General features: G+C 36.2%; 16 protein-coding genes and 1 other annotated feature. Of the genes, 3 read left to right on the forward strand and 13 right to left on the reverse strand.

Going from position 1 to position 16,486, the window contains the following annotated elements; genetic code table 11:
• The 6 genes from bioC to ILS93_RS08385 all read right to left on the reverse strand — a co-directional run bounded on the left by bioC (position 1) and on the right by ILS93_RS08385 (position 5,261).
• Complete coding sequence (bioC, locus tag ILS93_RS08360) at positions 1-810, reverse strand: malonyl-ACP O-methyltransferase BioC (protein ID WP_088047210.1); 810 nt, start codon at positions 808-810, stop codon at positions 1-3.
• A complete protein-coding gene (locus ILS93_RS08365; RefSeq protein WP_222660314.1) occupies positions 776-1,516 on the reverse strand; it encodes an alpha/beta fold hydrolase in 741 nt (246 codons plus the stop codon). The genes bioC and ILS93_RS08365 overlap by 35 nt, the downstream gene beginning before the upstream one ends.
• Positions 1,513-2,700 carry an 8-amino-7-oxononanoate synthase gene (gene bioF / locus ILS93_RS08370; protein WP_222654866.1) on the reverse strand — a complete coding sequence of 396 codons (1,188 nt, stop codon included), beginning with the start codon at positions 2,698-2,700 and terminating at the stop codon, positions 1,513-1,515. Before bioF ends, ILS93_RS08365 begins: the two co-directional genes overlap by 4 nt.
• Positions 2,666-3,394 carry a dethiobiotin synthase gene (bioD, locus tag ILS93_RS08375; RefSeq protein ID WP_222660316.1) on the reverse strand — a complete coding sequence of 243 codons (729 nt, stop codon included), beginning with the start codon at positions 3,392-3,394 and terminating at the stop codon, positions 2,666-2,668. The genes bioF and bioD overlap by 35 nt, the downstream gene beginning before the upstream one ends.
• Positions 3,394-4,782: an adenosylmethionine--8-amino-7-oxononanoate transaminase gene (gene bioA / locus ILS93_RS08380; protein ID WP_222660318.1), complete on the reverse strand. Its 1,389-nt coding sequence runs from the start codon at positions 4,780-4,782 to the stop codon at positions 3,394-3,396. The genes bioD and bioA overlap by 1 nt, the downstream gene beginning before the upstream one ends.
• 122 nt (positions 4,783-4,904) lie before the next feature.
• Entirely contained in the window at positions 4,905-5,261 is a 357-nt protein-coding gene (locus tag ILS93_RS08385) for a hypothetical protein (RefSeq protein WP_222660320.1), read from the reverse strand.
• A gap of 142 nt (positions 5,262-5,403) precedes the next feature.
• Positions 5,404-5,624 (forward strand) — a binding site (T-box leader).
• Between the two features lie 277 nt (positions 5,625-5,901).
• Between ILS93_RS08385 and nhaC the strand changes: the two genes are divergently transcribed.
• Positions 5,902-7,275 (forward strand): Na+/H+ antiporter NhaC, encoded by a 1,374-nt coding sequence (nhaC, locus tag ILS93_RS08390; RefSeq protein WP_088047205.1) that lies wholly within the window; start codon positions 5,902-5,904, stop codon positions 7,273-7,275.
• 50 nt (positions 7,276-7,325) lie between these two features.
• Here nhaC and cpdB read toward each other — a convergent pair whose 3' ends face one another.
• Complete coding sequence (cpdB, locus tag ILS93_RS08395) at positions 7,326-9,668, reverse strand: bifunctional 2',3'-cyclic-nucleotide 2'-phosphodiesterase/3'-nucleotidase (protein WP_222660322.1); 2,343 nt, start codon at positions 9,666-9,668, stop codon at positions 7,326-7,328.
• Positions 9,669-10,030: 362 nt separating this feature from the next.
• On the opposite strand from cpdB, the gene ILS93_RS08400 reads away from it, so the two are divergent.
• Complete coding sequence (locus tag ILS93_RS08400; RefSeq protein ID WP_222660324.1) at positions 10,031-10,810, forward strand: GDSL-type esterase/lipase family protein; 780 nt, start codon at positions 10,031-10,033, stop codon at positions 10,808-10,810.
• Between the two features lie 72 nt (positions 10,811-10,882).
• Positions 10,883-11,329: a MarR family winged helix-turn-helix transcriptional regulator gene (locus tag ILS93_RS08405; protein ID WP_000445817.1), complete on the forward strand. Its 447-nt coding sequence runs from the start codon at positions 10,883-10,885 to the stop codon at positions 11,327-11,329.
• A 24-nt stretch (positions 11,330-11,353) separates the two neighbouring features.
• On the opposite strand, the gene ILS93_RS08410 is transcribed toward ILS93_RS08405, so the two are convergent.
• From ILS93_RS08410 to argJ, 6 genes are all read right to left on the reverse strand, one after another.
• Positions 11,354-11,560, reverse strand: a complete 207-nt coding sequence (locus tag ILS93_RS08410; protein ID WP_060632192.1) for a hypothetical protein — start codon at positions 11,558-11,560, stop codon at positions 11,354-11,356.
• Positions 11,561-11,618: 58 nt separating this feature from the next.
• A complete protein-coding gene (locus tag ILS93_RS08415; RefSeq protein WP_064475084.1) occupies positions 11,619-12,179 on the reverse strand; it encodes a DUF2062 domain-containing protein in 561 nt (186 codons plus the stop codon).
• Between the two features lie 178 nt (positions 12,180-12,357).
• A complete protein-coding gene (gene argF / locus ILS93_RS08420; RefSeq protein WP_064474861.1) occupies positions 12,358-13,308 on the reverse strand; it encodes an ornithine carbamoyltransferase in 951 nt (316 codons plus the stop codon).
• Positions 13,309-13,320: 12 nt separating this feature from the next.
• Complete coding sequence (locus ILS93_RS08425; protein ID WP_222660326.1) at positions 13,321-14,481, reverse strand: acetylornithine transaminase; 1,161 nt, start codon at positions 14,479-14,481, stop codon at positions 13,321-13,323.
• Positions 14,478-15,245 (reverse strand): acetylglutamate kinase, encoded by a 768-nt coding sequence (gene argB, locus ILS93_RS08430; RefSeq protein ID WP_088047202.1) that lies wholly within the window; start codon positions 15,243-15,245, stop codon positions 14,478-14,480. The genes ILS93_RS08425 and argB overlap by 4 nt, the downstream gene beginning before the upstream one ends.
• 11 nt (positions 15,246-15,256) lie before the next feature.
• On the reverse strand, positions 15,257-16,480 hold the full coding sequence (gene argJ, locus ILS93_RS08435) for a bifunctional glutamate N-acetyltransferase/amino-acid acetyltransferase ArgJ (protein ID WP_098102729.1): 1,224 nt from the start codon (positions 16,478-16,480) through the stop codon (positions 15,257-15,259).
• Positions 16,481-16,486: the final 6 nt, after the last annotated feature.

Raw genomic sequence — 16,486 nt, forward strand, 5'->3', positions numbered from 1 at the left:
TCATCTCTTCCCCTCTTTTGTTATATGCATAAATAAAGCATGATACGTCGCCATTATCCCTTCATTTTCCGTGAAGTCTCTTTCGTATATGCGAAGCATCGTACGAAAGAGTGAGGGACTTTGACAATATGATTCTTCATTACTATTGGTCGCTCCTACTTTTCGAATAGAGTGTAGAAACTCCCTAACTTCTGTAAATCTCTCTATGTAACATGTTTCAGAAACATGCACATCCCCTGTTTCTATTTCACACATATGGCGCAACTGATTTTTCGAATAAAAACGTTGCCCAATCGATGTTTCATTTTGTATATTTTTTTCTTCTTTCGCCCGCTGGAATGAAGCATGCAATTCTTGAAATGTTTCATGTCCAAACGTTGAAAAGAGTAATATCCCATCTATAGACAAATGATGAAATAAATTTCTTATCACTTGTTTTAAATCATTTAGCCATTGAAATGTAGCATTCGAAATAATGACATCATACGTTCCTTCTAGTCGTAATCTTTCGATATCCTCACAGTAAAACATTACATTTTTCACATTTTGTCTAGTTTTCGCAACCTCAATCATACTTTCAGCAAAATCAATGGCTGTAATATGTGCTTTCGGAAATAAGTTTGATAATTGCTCTGTAACATATCCTGTCCCGCATCCAAGTTCTAAAATACGTATCGATGCATTTGCACTATATCGCCGATTCAATGTAGAAAGTAATGAATGTGCCATCTTTTTTTGTACATTTGCATATTGATCGTAGGATACAGCTGCCACGTTAAACCGTTTTTGAAGTAACGTTTTGTTGATCATGTCGTATCCCCTCTACAAATTGAATTATCTCATTTCCGCAATATTCGAAATTCGTTACGCATAATGCGTGTCCAGCCTCACTTACTATCTTGAGCGTGGCAGTCTCATTCTCCGCCATACTACGCGCTGCAGACCATGGACAAATTACATCCTGCTCTCCGTGAATAAGTAGTATAGGGACTTTAATTTCTTTCAGTTCTTCTCTCATATCTGCTTCTATTAAATACTCCAACCCTAATTGCAAAGACTGAATAGAATCACCTTTAAAGCGTTTTATCATATCTTCAAACCTTTTATTCTCTTTCAGCTCATCTTTCGTGAACATATTTTCATAAAACCGCTTGAGCGTATCTTCTTTCTTTCTCGTTAAATTCTTTTTCAGCCGTTCTACATGCAGAGTATTCCATCCACTCGTATAATCGCTCGTATTTGTAAATTTGGCAGTACCACCAATTAGTACAATACCTTTTGCCTTAACCCTTTTATGAGCTTGAACTGCTGCTAACGCTCCTAGTGACCATCCAACTAAAATTACATTTTCATCTTTTGCTACATCAATTATTCGCCCCGCAAATTCACTTTGTTCTTTCACATTACGCCAATTGATACATTGAACAGAATATCCTTTAAAATACGGCAGAACTAAAGTCCAAACACCTTCTTCCATTCCCCACCCAGGAATAAAAATAATCTTTAGCTCTTTCATACGAAAAACCCCTCTTCTTTACCAATGCGTATAATATGCTGAATAGCCCATTTCAAATCAGCTATTGTATGTTGGGACGTAACCGCAAAACGGACCCGTGAACTATTAACTGGAACCGTTGGTGGACGAATTGCAATTGCTGCAATACCTACCTCTTGCAGCCTTCTACTAAACCGTAAAGCTGTTTCATTTGAACCGACTACAATCGGTACAATATGAGTTGAGCTATTCCCAATATCAAAACCAGCTTCTTGCAAATGTGTCCTAAAATAGGCTCCATTCTCTATAAGTCTCTCTCTTCTTTCATTATCTTCTTTCACAATTTCAATTGCTTTTTGTACCGCCCCTAACGTTCCTGGTGGTAAAGCAGTAGTAAAAATAAAGCTTCTCATCATATTCTGTAAATACTCTATATACATTGCATCACCTGTCAAATACGCCCCATAACACCCTAAAGCCTTGCTAAACGTCCCCATATGTATATCAATGTTTTGAGCAATATTTTTTTCTATATGAGACAATCCTGCTCCATCAATTCCATATATCCCACTCGCATGTGCTTCATCAACTATCATAATTGCCCCGTATTTCTCTTTCATTTGCACTAAATCTCTTAAATATGCAGTATCACCATCCATACTAAAAACAGTATCTGTTACGATTAATTTCTTCTTTTTTGGCGGTGCTACTTGCAACAGCTTCTCTAAATGATCTAAATCATTATGACGATACCTTTTATGCTCTGCTCCGCTTAATATAATTCCATCCACGATGCTTGCGTGATTTAATTTGTCACTAAACACAATATCGTGACGACAGGCTAACGAAGAAATCACTCCAATATTTGCGGTATATCCGCTATTTACAACTAAGGATTTTTCAGTGCCTTTCCAATCGCATATACTTCTCTCAACCTCTTCATACAGTGAATAATTTCCTACAACGAGCCTTGATGCCGTCGCCCCAGTTCCATATTTTCTTGTGCATGCAATAGCAGCTTCTTTTAACCTCTCATCTCCAGCTAACCCTAAATAATTATTTGACGCTAAATTTAGCATCCTTTTTTCATCTCGAATAAGCCATGTCTCTTCTGCTTGTTCTGTTACATGCAAATTGCGATACTGCCCTTGCTCATTTAATTGTTGCAATTTAGATTGAAGATGTGTGCGCCACGTTTGATTCATTTCGGATGAACTCCTCTAATTTTGAAATCATTATATACTCTTTTGCAGATTCCAAGACTTCTTCTTTTGTAAACGCCCCTTCAAAGAATGGTAATAACCCTAAAACCGGTACCCCACTTAGCTCTTCAATCATTTCTTTATTTTCTTGTACTCTTTCCATTTCACATTCTTTGCAGCCGGATAAAATTACACCTGCTACCGTTAAGCCCTGTGCCTTTGCATAAGCAATCGTTAAAACTGTATGATTTACTGTTCCTAATGTAGGGCGTGCGACTATAATAAGAGGAAGCTGTAATTCCTTTGCGAAATCAATTACTAAAGCGTCTTCTGTATATGGAACAGCCAGTCCACCTGCTCCTTCTACAAATAGGCTATTAAACTCTTTCAAGAGTTCATTATAATGATCCATAATGTCTTTTAAATGTACTACTCTTCCAGCTCTTTTCATGGCAAGTCTCGGAGCAAGAGGCTCTTCAATAGAATAAGGGCAAATTTCATCTTCTTTTGCCGGTACACCTGATAATGCTTTTAACCTTGCTGCATCTCCCTCTGGATTTGATGCAACATGTCCACTTTGCAACGGTTTATATACCCCGATGTTATATCCCAATTCTCTAAATACACCTGCTAATGCACCGGCAACTACAGTTTTCCCTACTTCAGTATCCGTTGCTGTTACAAAAAAACCGTTCATTATTCTCCCTCCGTAACATCCGAGATTGCTTTATACAAAATATGTAACATATCATCAATCTCATCAATTGTAGAAGCAAGAGGAGGCATAAATACAATTGTATTGCCGAGTGGCCGCAAAATCATGCCCAGCTCTCTTGAGCGTTTACACACTTGAACACCGACTCTCTCTGTCCATTCAAACGCTTCTTTCGTTTCCTTATTCTTCACAAGTTCAATTCCAATCATTAACCCGCACTGACGAATATCCCCTACATGTTTATATGCAAAGAGCGATTCTAATTGCGTCGCCACATATTCTGTCTTACGTGCCACTTCTTCTATTAAATTTGTTTTCTCGTATAGCTCTAGATTCGCAATGGCTACCGCACACCCTAACGGATTCCCTGTATAACTATGACCGTGGAAAAACGTTTTTTGTTCTTCATAGTCTCCTAAAAAGGCATTATAAATTTCATCTGGCGTTACGGTGATTGCAACTGGTAAATATCCACCTGTTAAACCTTTTCCGGCTGTTAAAATATCTGGCGTTACATTTTCATGTTCACATGCAAACATTTTCCCGGTACGCCCAAATCCAGTCGCTACCTCATCTGTAATAAATAAAACATTATATTTTGTACATAAAGTACGGAGCCCTCTTAAGTATCCTTTTGGCATTGTAATCATACCGCCAGCACCTTGCATTAAAGGCTCTACAATAATCGCCGCAATTTCTTCATGCTTTTCTTTGAGCAGCTCTTCCATTTCTTCTAAATGTTTTTTCACAATTTCCTCCTTATTATTTCCATAAGGAGAACGATATGTATATGGATACGGCATTTTAATTGCCTCAAATAAAAGTGAACTATACACTTGGTGAAACAAGTCTATCGCTCCTACTGAAACAGCTCCAATTGTATCACCGTGATATGCTTCTTTTAATGTAACAAATCTTTGTTTCTTCGGTTTTCCTTTATGCTGCCAATATTGAAAGGCCATCTTAATTGCAATTTCAACGGCGCTAGAACCGGAGTCTGAATAGAATACTTTCTTCAAACCTTCTGGCACAACTTCAATTATTTTTTCTGCTAATAAAATAGATGGAACGTTAGCAAGTCCTAGCATAGTAGAATGGGCAATTTTATTTAATTGCTCACGAATTGCTTCATCTAATTCTGGTACTTGATGTCCGTGAACATTTAACCAAATAGATGAAACACCATCCCAATATTCATTTCCATTTACATCGTATAGCTTTCTTCCCTCTCCACGTTCAATAATGACAGGATCTTCTTCTAAATAATCTTTCATTTGTGTAAACGGATGCCATACATAAGCTTTATTTTTCTCCGATAATTCTTCATATGTATAAGACGATTTTTCAGTCGTATTACTATTAACAGTCACAATTGCCACCCCTAATGTTAACTAATTTATAAATAAAGTTAACATTAAATTTAAATGACTGTCAATTATTTTTAAATCAAATAGTTCTTAAAAAAGAACAACTTATCATACGATAAGTTGTTCTACTTTCCGTGTTGTATCTTTCCGATTTCTAAAATAATCTCTTCATCTTTTTTTCCTTCTGTATCAATTCCAAGTTGTTTTGCATGTTCAATTAATAAATCATGGCGCTTCTCAAATCTTGCGGTATTTACTTCTTTCGTAACCTCTTCTTTTGTTTTCCCTTCAGTAGAAACTCCTAGTTTCTCAGCTGCTTTTTCCATCGACTTCTTCTCTTCATCTTCTTTCACTTTCTTCACTTCTGACTGCTGTATTTGCTTTTGTTTCGCCTGCTCTGACTCAGCTGCAAAAGCTGTGTAAATTCCAGCACTTCCGCCAATGACTAGTAAGGTGGTAAAAAGAATTATTTTTTTCTTCACTCTTTCCTCCCCTTTCAAATTCATTATAACGTACAAATTTAGAACATTAAAAACATTTAACCTTTATTTCCCTAAAAAAATATTGAACATTTTTATTGACATATAAGATGAAAATGTGATAAAAATTTAACTAACATCATATGAATCGGCATTGATAGGATTTAGTAGTATTTCGATTTCTGATTTCAGAGAGCTGGTGGTCGGTGCGAACCAGTACAGAGCGAATTATGAATTACCCCCTGGAGCTTCTTTTGCGAAACGTAAGGAGTAGTGAAAGACGGTTATAGACCGTTATATCTAAAGAGTGGTGAAACGAAACTGTTTCACAATTTAGGGTGGTACCGCGAATTTTTCGTCCCTGCATATATTGCAGGGGCGTTTTTATTTTATTAGCGCATATCATACGACCCTTTATTTTGTGATACATTCATTTCACAAGCTAGGGTGGTACCGCGATTTCTTCGTCCCTGCATAATTATATGCAGGGACGTTTTTTTATCCAATCATTTCCGTATCATATTGAAGGATCAACAATTACCGGTAATTTGTCACAAAATTCTAAATTTTAGAAGGAAATATACAATATTGGCGAATTTTATATAAAAAAGAGCTATTTTAGATTACTTAGGAGGGAAAAACAATGGTTTCAAAAATTGAATCTGTTCTTTTAACATTATTTATCTTTTTCTGTATTGGCTTTAGTGTTATCCAATTAGAAGTTTCACCACACATCCCAATTTTATTTGGTATCGTTCTTTTATTAGCATTTGGATTTATGAAAAAAATCTCTTGGTCTACTATGGAAAAAGGGATGATCAGTAGTATTTCAGCTGGTATTCCATCTATTTTTATTTTCTTACTGGTAGGCGTATTAATTAGTGTTTGGATCGCTGCTGGAACAATTCCAACTTTAATGGTATACGGCTTCCAGATTGTATCTCCTAAAATTTTCGTTCCAACTGTTTTTGTAGTTTGTGCAATTGTTGGAACAAGTATCGGTAGCGCCTTTACAACTGCCGCAACTGTAGGACTTGCCTTTATGGGTATGGGTAGTGCTCTCGGATACGATCCGGCTCTAATCGCTGGTGCAATTATTTCTGGCGCATTCTTTGGAGATAAAATGTCTCCTTTATCTGATACAACAAACTTAGCTCCTGCTGTAACGGGTGTAGATTTATTTGAGCATATTCGTAACATGCTTTGGACAACAGTTCCAGCTTTCATTATTGCTTTTATCGCATTTTTCATTTTAGGAAGCGGTACGAGTGGAGACGTTGACTTCACAAAATTTATTAGCACATTAGAGAAAAATGCAACGATTTCTATCGTTACACTTATTCCAATTTTATTACTGTTCCTATTCGCATTTAAAAAAGTTCCAGCTGTTCCAACATTGCTTGCAGGAATTGTGGTAGGAATTATTATTCTCTTTATTTTTAAACCTAGCACTTCTTTAGCTGATTTAATGAAAATTATGCAAGACGGCTACGTTTCTAAAACTGGTATTAAAGATATTGATAGCTTACTATCTCGCGGTGGTCTACAAAGCATGATGATGTCGATTGCGCTTATTTTCCTAGCACTTTGTATGGGAGGATTATTACAAGGAATGGGTATTATCACGCAGCTCATGAATATCATCTCTAGCTTCGTAAAAAATAGCACACGCTTAATTATTTCTACTGCTTCAACTGCAATTGGTGTAAACTTCTTACTTGGTGAGCAGTACTTATCAATCGTTTTAACAGGACAAGCATTTGCTACTAAATACGATGAAGTTGGTTTAGAGCGTCGTAATTTATCACGCGTATTAGAAGATGCAGGTACAGTTATTAACCCGCTCGTACCATGGGGTGTAAGTGGCGTATTCTTAACAAACGTCCTTAGCGTTCCAACATTCGATTACCTTCCATACGCAATTTTCTGTTTAGCTTGCCCAGTCTTAACAATTATTGTTGGTTTCACTGGATTTGGTCTTTCATGGAAGAAAGAAAAAGCAGTACCAATTTCATAATATACTAAAAAGGATTACCTAAATCGGTAATCCTTTTTTATATTTCTCGACTATTTATTTGCTTTCTTTCTTCTAAATAACAGAAGTAATCCCGCTCCAACAAACGCCAAACCTGCTCCAATTGTAGAAGCAACACTTGTACCTGTTTTCGGTAAATCACGTTCTTCTTTATTTTCACTTACAGTTATTGTTTCTTTTGAGTTTTGATTATCCGTTGTAGTTTGTCCAGATCCTGCATTATTACCTTCATTTGTTGGTGGTGTCGTTGGATTTTCTCCATTACTGCCTTCACCTGTTGGTGGTGTCGTTGGATTTCCTCCATTACTGCCTTCACCTGTTGGTGGTGTCGTTGGATTTCCTCCATTATTCCCTTCACCTGTTGGCGGTGTCGTTGGATTCTCTCCACCAGTTTCCTTATCATCATCGTTCTTCTTCGTTATATCAATTGCATATTTAGCAAATTCATTTTCAGATGGTCCAACATATGATATTTTCCCATCTTTCTTTATATACTTTTGTGCATTTGGTGAAGAATCGAATGTTGTGTGTAATTTATCTGCAACAATCGGTTTAAACGTCCAATTTTTATCTGCTGCTGGATCAATAACTGGTGTTTCTTGCATATACTTCACAATGATTTGACGTGTTTCATCTTGTGATTGGTATACAACTTCTCCTTTACTTACACCTGGGAACGTTTGGCTACTTCCGCGATAGTTATTTGTAGCGACGATGAACTCTTGATTGTCAGCTACTGGCTTACCTTCATATGTCATATTTATAATACGATTCGTATTTGCATTTACAACTTTTCCATCTTTATCGTATTTCGTTGGTTGTGTTACATCAATTTCGTATTTTAAGCCATCTAAAATATCGAAGTTATATGTAGGATAGCCTATATTTACTAACGGCTGTTCTTCTGTTTTCTTTGGATCAATTTGATTAAACTGACCTGCAGACATTTCAAGCCATTCTTTCACTTGTGCCCCATTTACTTTTACAGCATATAACGTATTTGGATATACATATAAATCTGCCACGTTTTTAATCGCTAACGTTCCAGCTGGAATATCCGTATAATATGTAGCACCGTTTCGGCCACCTGCTTTAAATGGTGCTCCTGCAGATAAAACTGGAATTCCTTTATATTTGCTGTACTGTCCATTTTCAGCAAATAACTTTTCTACATACCATTTCTGCGCATTTGTTACAAGTTGTACAGAAGGATCATCTTGTACTAATGAGAAATAACTATTAATTGGCGCTGTCGTTTTTCCTACAGCTGTATTCACATAATCAATTGTCGCTTGATGATCATCTTTAATTTCATTAACTAATTCTTGATCAGATTTTACTAATGGGTTCCCTTTACTATCAGCAATCGGACGAAGTTGCGGCTTCGATTGCTCTTTTTGTATTTCCCATTTTCCGTTTACCTTTTTCAATTGCATATCAATAATACCTAGGTTACTTCCAAAGACACCAGGCATTACAACTGGAACACCATTAAATACATCCTTCATTTCAGTATGTGAATGTCCCATTAATACTGCATCTACACCAGGAACCTCTGTTAAATAATACGACGCGTTTTCCATGCCAACGTTGTATCCACTCTTATCAACACCGGAATGCGCTAGTGCAACGATAACATCTGCACCTTCTGCTTTCATTTTTGGCACCATTTTCTTCGCTGTTTCAACTATATCTTTCGCTTTCACTTTTCCTTCTAAATTCGCTTTATCCCAGTTCATAACTTGAGGTGGAACAAATCCCATTACGCCAATTTTCACTTTTTGCTTTTGACCTGATTCATCTTCTACTTCTTTTTCAAAAACATGATATGGTTTAAAGTAGTTTTGGTCGTTCTCTTCATTATTATCTTTATCGTCCTTATAGACGTTCGAGTTAATAACCGGGAACTCTGTTTTACTAATTACTTTGTTTAAATAGTCTAAACCGTAGTTAAATTCATGATTCCCAAGAGAGATGACGTCATACTTCATTAAATTCATTACACGATATAATGGATGTGTATAACTAGGATCCACAGGCTTCTTCGGATCATTTATTTTATTCGCTACATAATCTCCAAGCGGTGTCCCTTGTAATGCATCCCCATCATCAAATAGGACAGAGTTCTTCGCTTCTTCACGTGCTTTATTAACAAGTGTTGCCGTTTGCACGAGACCTACTTTATTATCTGTTTTCGTTTGATAATAATCGTAATTCATTAAGTTAACGTGAATATCTGATGTTTCTAGAATTCGTAAGTTAACCGTACTCTCCCCATTGTTCTCATCCGCATGAGCTGTTGTTGGCAACACTTGTGGTGCTATTACACCAATAGCAAGAGTTGCTCCAGCTAGCATTTTTTTTGACTTTTTCACAAAAAATCCCCCTTATACAATTACCCAAAATAATGAAATAAACCTCTATTTGCCTCTAACCACATACCTTTTTTCTTCTATTAGAGACAAGATTTTCATTTCATCCTGCGCTAATGAGGAGTCCCCTTAAACGCCCGATTAGTGAAACTTTACTTAGTTGGAAATAAAGCACTACTCATTAAAATTTCACCTTATCTGACATTATCATATATAATGTACTTTCATATCGTCAATATTTTTTGACATACTTCTACAAATTTTCTGTAAAGTTATTGTAAACTTTTCATAAACATATAATATGCCCTTACATTGTTAATACTGCTGAATATGATACAATTACCAATTACAAGGAGGATGAATATATGAAAAAAGTCATCTTAACAATTGTTTGTCTCCTCCTTCTAATCATTTCTTATTCTTATTTTGAAAAGAACGATGAGACAAAACAAAATGAACCCGAAGAAAACACAGAAAAAACATCTACTCCAAGTTGGATTGATAAGCAAACAAACGATTCCTTTTATCATCTCGTACTAGGTGATTCGCTCGCCAAAGGATATGGATCGACACAAGGGGGATTTGCTGAATTAGCTTCTAGACAAATAGAAGCACAAATTCATAAACCAATTACCGTAGAAAACCTTGGAATAAACGGTCTTACAACAGATCGTCTCGCTAAAAAAGTGCAATCAGAAGATGTAAAGCAAAAAATTAGAGCAGCAAATATCATTACAATTAATATTGGAGGAAATAATTTATTCCGTTTAAATCGTGATGTCGGTGTTATAGATGGTATTAAAATGTTAAATAAAGAAAAAGCTCATTTTGAAGCGGATATAAAAAATATTGTAAAGACAGTTCGAGATCAAAATCCGGATGCTTTACTCATTCTTTCTGAACTCTATAACCCGTTACAACTCGATGACTCCATCGCCAGTTATGCAGATATGTTTTTAGATGGCTGGAATGAATCCGTTTATTCCAGTTCAAAAGCAAATCAACCATCTATCGTTTTACCAATTCGTAAATTAATATCGAATGATAAAAAAGAATTACTCTTTGACCAAGTACACCCAAATGATAAAGGCTATACGATTATTGCCGATTCATTTACAAAAAAAGTGTTAGCCTACAAATATTAAAGTTTCCATGAAACAATTCTATTTTTATAACATGTCTTTTTTGTTACAATGAGAGTGGAAGGGGGCCTTTATATGGAATCACGCGAGTGGGAACGTATTGTTGATCATCTTCTTTCGCTAGTGCCTCTTTTTTATCGCAAATTTATGCTTCCTGGAGAATTTTCTTCTCAAAGACATATGCCGCCATCACATACACAAGTATTACTGCTTCTGCATGAAAATGGCACATTAGCAGTTTCCGAAATCGGCAAGCGGCTAGCGATTTCACGGCCTAACATGACACCTCTATTAAACAAACTGATTCAAGAAGAACTAATAGAGCGTCATTATAGCGAAAAAGATCGACGGGTCATTTTAATTTCCCTAACAGCTGAAGGGAAATTGTTAGTAAATCAGTATCAACAATTCATTTTAGACAAATTAAAAGAAAATTTCCAAACATTATCTGAGGAAGAGCGTGAGAAGCTCATCCATTCTCTTCAAACCATTCAAAATTTAATTTTGAAAACAAACGCATAAAGCTGCTTCTAAATAGAAGCAGCTTTATGATTCGTAATAATTACCATAGTATACATTTGAATACGGCCATGTCGTTAAATATGGTTTTTGATCTTGCGTAGGCTGTTGTGATGGTATTTGTGGCAATTGCTGTAATTGTTGTTGTCGATATAATTCGTATTGTCTATTCATATCATAAACCGGATGATAATTTACATATGGATATACTTGCGGTACGTAATAATAATACATTCATTCTCTCCCCCTTTTTCTTAAACATATTCAAAGGAGAAAATGAATGTGACACTCTTTATATTTGCATGAGTGGTTCTCTCACTCGTTTCTTTCTATTCTTCAAACGTAACTTACGGTTCTTTTCATATAAATAATGCACAACGAAATATGAAATTCCCCCAAGCACCACTCCTAAAATCGTCATTCCAATTAATACATACACTTCACTCTGCACTAACCCCTTTAATATCGTAAAAATATGACTCGAAAACAAGTCAGATATCGTAAATGGTTCATGATGTATTTTTTGTACATGAAATGGATATATCATTTTTCCTAACGCATAAGCAAATGGAAATAAAAATATCGGTAGAAACGATATTTTCCCAATAATATTGCCAATAACCGCAGCAGGAAAAGATCCCCTTGCTAATCGAACGATCGGATAAAATATTACATATACGAGCGATGCCGTATAAATGACTAACATTTCTAAACCAAATCCTATAGCAAAACCTAACGATACTTTCTTCGCGCCTTCTGGCGATCGAAGCAACTTATAATATTGAAACTTTAATATTCTCCACATCCGCTGAAAAAACGAATATGTTTTCTTAGTTGTTTTCAAATTCATCATCTCTTTAACTATATTTTTTCTATCTAGTATGTCCTTACATGATATGAAAAACAAATTTAGTTTACTCTTTTTATTATAAATGATATAGAGATAGTTAACCAAATATACATACGACATTTCAATCTAAAAAGCACACCTCCAATTGTTATTCGTGCTTAACAATTGGGGTGCACATCATTTAGGAAAGCTCTTCTACATTTTTAAATAAACTTACTAATAATGCTTTTTGCGCATGCAATCGATTACCAGCTTGCTCAAAGACAATAGACTGTGGTCCATCTATAATTTCTCCTGTTACTTCTTCTTCACGATGGGCAGGTAAACAGTGTAAGAAACGATATGTTTGCTTCGCATGCTTAACAAGTTTGTTATTGATTTGATATGGTTGAAATAAAGTATATTTCTCTTCTTCTCCCTCTTGCCCCATGCTCATCCAAACGTCAGTATAAATGAAATCTGCTTTACTCACTGCTAATTCAGCGTTATGCAAAATTTCAATTTCAGCTCCTGTTTCCTTGGCAATCGCTAACGCTTTTTTTACAATCTCTTCATTCGGTTCATACCCTACAGGCGTTGCAACAGTCATATGCATTCCGACTTTTGCACTCGCTAACAACAATGAATGACATACGTTATTTCCGTCACCTACATAAGCCAATTTTATTCCTTTAAATGTATTTGTTTCTTCATATATTGTCATTAAATCTGCCAACGCTTGACAAGGATGATGATCATCCGTTAAACCGTTAATAACAGGAATACTCGATTCTTTTGCAAGCTCTTCTACATCCGCATGTGAGAATGTACGTATCATGATCCCGTCAATATAATGAGATAATACTTTCGCAGTATCTGAAACGGTTTCTCCTCTTCCGATTTGCATCTCTTTCCCACTTAAAAACATGCCATGTCCCCCAAGCTGTACCATTCCTGCTTCAAAAGATACGCGAGTACGAGTTGAATGTTTATCAAAGATAAGCCCTAATATTTTGCCTTGTAATAAAGGCTCCTGCTTATTCTTTTTTAAATATATAGCGAACTCAATTAAAGAAATGATTTCTTCTTGCGTCAGTTCTTCTAATGTTAAAAGATCTTTCGTATTTAATTTTGGTACTTGTACAGTTGACATGAAACTTCCCCCTTATATGATTGATACGTTTTTTGTACAAACTACTTTTTTTATCATATATACTGCCTGTTTTAACTCTTCATTCGTTACAATAAGTGGTGGTAATAGTCTTATCACATTAGATCCTGCTTGTAATACGAGAAGTCCCTCTTTTTCTAGTTGTTCTATAAAACTTGCAACTTCATGCGTACATTCAATTCCAATCATAAGCCCCTTACCACGTATATTTTGAATACATTCAACATGTCGTAATTCCTCTCGCAACTTCTGTAATACGTACTCGCCCTTTTCCTTTACCTCTTTTAAAAATGATGGATTCTTACTTACTTGCAATACTTCTTTCGCTGCAGCCATTGCAATATAATTTCCACCAAACGTTGAACCGTGTGATCCTGCAGTAAACGATGTTCCAAGTTCTTTCCTGCCAATCATCGCTCCAACCGGAATGCCATTTCCAAGCGCCTTAGCGGTAGTAACGATATGAGGATGTATTCCCATTTGTTCATAAGCAAATAATGTCCCTGTTCTTCCAATTCCTGTTTGTACTTCGTCAATAATAAATAAGGAACCGAATTTATTGCATAATGTTTCAATTGCTTTCAAAAAAGATAGATTAGCAGGTATGACTCCTCCCTCTCCTTGAACAACTTCTACCATTACCGCCGCGACTTCTTCATTCATTACTTCCTCTAACGCCTTCACGTCGTTAAAAGGGATATGTAAAAAAGACGGAAGGAGCGGACCAAACCCTTCTTTCACTTTATTTTGACCCGTCGCACTCATCGTTGCGAATGTTCTACCGTGAAAAGACTGCTGGCATGTTACGACGAGAGATTTTCCAGTATGCTTACGAGCTAGCTTCAACGCAGCTTCATTCGCCTCTGCCCCGCTATTACAGAAAAAAACAGAATCTAATGCTATATTTTCTGTTAATAATGACGCGACTTCTTCTTGTAAGCTGTTTATAAACAGGTTAGATATATGCCATAAATCATTAAGTTGCTCTTGGACAGCTTTCATAACAGTAGGGTGACAATGTCCTAAATTACATACGCCAATTCCTGATGTGAAATCTAAATATTGCTTACCATTTTTACCAATAACTTTCGTTCCACTTCCCTTTACAAGCTCAATATTTCTTCTCCCATACGTTTGAAAAAGATGACTTGTCATACGATACTTACTCCTTTCGTTACCGTCGTTCCGATACACTCTCCCGTAACTTCAGTAAAATCTTTTGTACCGTTCACAATACTTATCTTCTGCACTCCCATTTTTAATGACGCTAGTGCCGCCTGTACCTTCGGAATCATCCCGCCTGTAATAACTCCTTTTTCTATTAAAGTAACAATTTCAATTTCATCCGTTTTCTTTACTAACTTTCCTTCATGTAATATTCCATCTACATCCGTAATAAAGATGAGTTCTTTTGCGGATAAAGCGGCTGCAATTCCAGCTGCAGCTGTATCCGCATTTATGTTATAAATCTCATTATCATTTATCCCGATTGGAGCAATAACAGGAATATAATTCAAAGTTATCAATCCTTTTAGTAAGGCTGTTTCGACATAACTTACTTCTCCCACATATCCTATTTCTTCGCTGACAGGTTGAACTTGAAGTAAATTGCCGTCACACCCTGAACAACCTACCGCAAGTAAATTATGCCTTTGCAACTTCATTACAAATCTTTTATTCGTACTTCCACATAGCACCATTTGAACAATATCCATAACTTCCTTTGGTGTTACTCGTAACCCATCTCTTTTTTCTACTTTGATGTTACAATCTTTTAATTGCGCATCAATTTCTGGGCCGCCACCATGGACAATCACTACTTTATACTTCTGTTGCAATTTCTTTATACAATCAAAAAACACATCATTTAATTGATCCAACATACTACCGCCGCATTTCACTACAATATAATCGCTCATCTTCCCTCTCCTTATGTACGATAACAAGCGTTTATTTTCACATATTCATAACTCAAGTCACAGCCCCAAGCTGATCCGGTCTCTTCTCCTAAATGTAAATACACATCCATCACAATTTCATGTTCTTTTAATTTCCTTTTCATTTCCTCTTCAGAAAACATTTGAGGCTCACTATTTTTTAACACAGCGATAGATTGTAGAGTAATATCAATTGTATCCGGATGAATCGCTACTTCACTTTGTCCCATACTGCTAATAATTCGCCCCCAATTTGGGTCTTCACCATGTATTGCTGTTTTCACAAGACTCGAACCGACTATTTGCTTTGCAATTTTCTTTGCCTCTTCATTCGTTCGAGCTCCTAGCACATTTACTTCTATTAACTTCGTAGCACCTTCACCATCTTGTGCAATTTTTTTCGCTAAATCTTCACATACCTTCTGTAAAGCAAATACGAAAGTTTCCCAATCTGCATGTTCCATATTGATTGGTTTCGTTTCTGATAATCCACTTGCCATAACGATGACCATATCATTCGTAGAAGTATCTCCATCCACCGTAATTTGATTAAATGTATGATTCGTTATTTGTGATAGTGCTGTTTGCAATACGTCATGCTCTATATGAGCATCTGTCGTAATAAAACTTAGCATCGTTGCCATATTTGGGTGAATCATCCCTGAACCTTTCGCAACACCAGCAATCGTCACTTTCTTCCCATCAATCATCATCTCATAGCACGTTTCTTTCGTTATAAGATCCGTCGTTAAAATCGCTTCAGAAAAAGAATGAGCTTCACTTACTTCCTTCGTCGGGATAAGATTTGCAACTCCCTTTCGGATTATATCCATCGGTAAAGGAACACCAATTACACCTGTTGAAGCTACTGCAACGTAATTTTCTTTCACTCCAAAATGTTCGGCCCCTAATGCACGTATCTCGTAAGCATCTTGTAAGCCTTTCATTCCTGTACAAGCATTTGCATTTCCACTATTGACGACAATCGCTTGTAATTTCCCCTCAGCTGCTATACTGTCTTTCGTTACTTGCAGCGGGGCTGCTTGTATTTGATTCGTTGTATAAACAGCGGCGCATGATGCTGGCACTTCACAAATGATTACACCTAAATCCTTTTTTTCTTTTTTTAAACCAATTGCAGTACCGATTGCCGAAAAGCCTTTTGGCGTTACAATTGAACCATTTTCTAATTTTGTTATAGACTCTACTTTAATCATCCTGTC

The organism is Bacillus sp. 16GRE42 (assembly GCF_019837435.1).
Lineage (GTDB): Bacteria > Bacillota > Bacilli > Bacillales > Bacillaceae_G > Bacillus_A > Bacillus_A wiedmannii.

What these genes read in the sequence shown, in the direction of transcription:
- ILS93_RS08365 (WP_222660314.1), bottom strand. Translation starts at nt 1,516, where the DNA reads ATGAAAGAGCTAAAGATTATTTTTATTCCTGGGTGGGGAATGGAAGAA.
- argB (WP_088047202.1), bottom strand. Translation starts at nt 15,245, where the DNA reads ATGAGCGATTATATTGTAGTGAAATGCGGCGGTAGTATGTTGGATCAA.
- bioC (WP_088047210.1), bottom strand. Translation starts at nt 810, where the DNA reads ATGATCAACAAAACGTTACTTCAAAAACGGTTTAACGTGGCAGCTGTA.
- ILS93_RS08415 (WP_064475084.1), bottom strand. Translation starts at nt 12,179, where the DNA reads ATGATGAATTTGAAAACAACTAAGAAAACATATTCGTTTTTTCAGCGG.
- argF (WP_064474861.1), bottom strand. Translation starts at nt 13,308, where the DNA reads ATGTCAACTGTACAAGTACCAAAATTAAATACGAAAGATCTTTTAACA.
- bioF (WP_222654866.1), bottom strand. Translation starts at nt 2,700, where the DNA reads ATGAATCAAACGTGGCGCACACATCTTCAATCTAAATTGCAACAATTA.
- argJ (WP_098102729.1), bottom strand. Translation starts at nt 16,480, where the DNA reads ATGATTAAAGTAGAGTCTATAACAAAATTAGAAAATGGTTCAATTGTA.
- ILS93_RS08425 (WP_222660326.1), bottom strand. Translation starts at nt 14,481, where the DNA reads ATGACAAGTCATCTTTTTCAAACGTATGGGAGAAGAAATATTGAGCTT.
- ILS93_RS08405 (WP_000445817.1), top strand. Translation starts at nt 10,883, where the DNA reads ATGGAATCACGCGAGTGGGAACGTATTGTTGATCATCTTCTTTCGCTA.
- nhaC (WP_088047205.1), top strand. Translation starts at nt 5,902, where the DNA reads ATGGTTTCAAAAATTGAATCTGTTCTTTTAACATTATTTATCTTTTTC.
- ILS93_RS08400 (WP_222660324.1), top strand. Translation starts at nt 10,031, where the DNA reads ATGAAAAAAGTCATCTTAACAATTGTTTGTCTCCTCCTTCTAATCATT.
- ILS93_RS08410 (WP_060632192.1), bottom strand. Translation starts at nt 11,560, where the DNA reads ATGTATTATTATTACGTACCGCAAGTATATCCATATGTAAATTATCAT.
- bioD (WP_222660316.1), bottom strand. Translation starts at nt 3,394, where the DNA reads ATGAACGGTTTTTTTGTAACAGCAACGGATACTGAAGTAGGGAAAACT.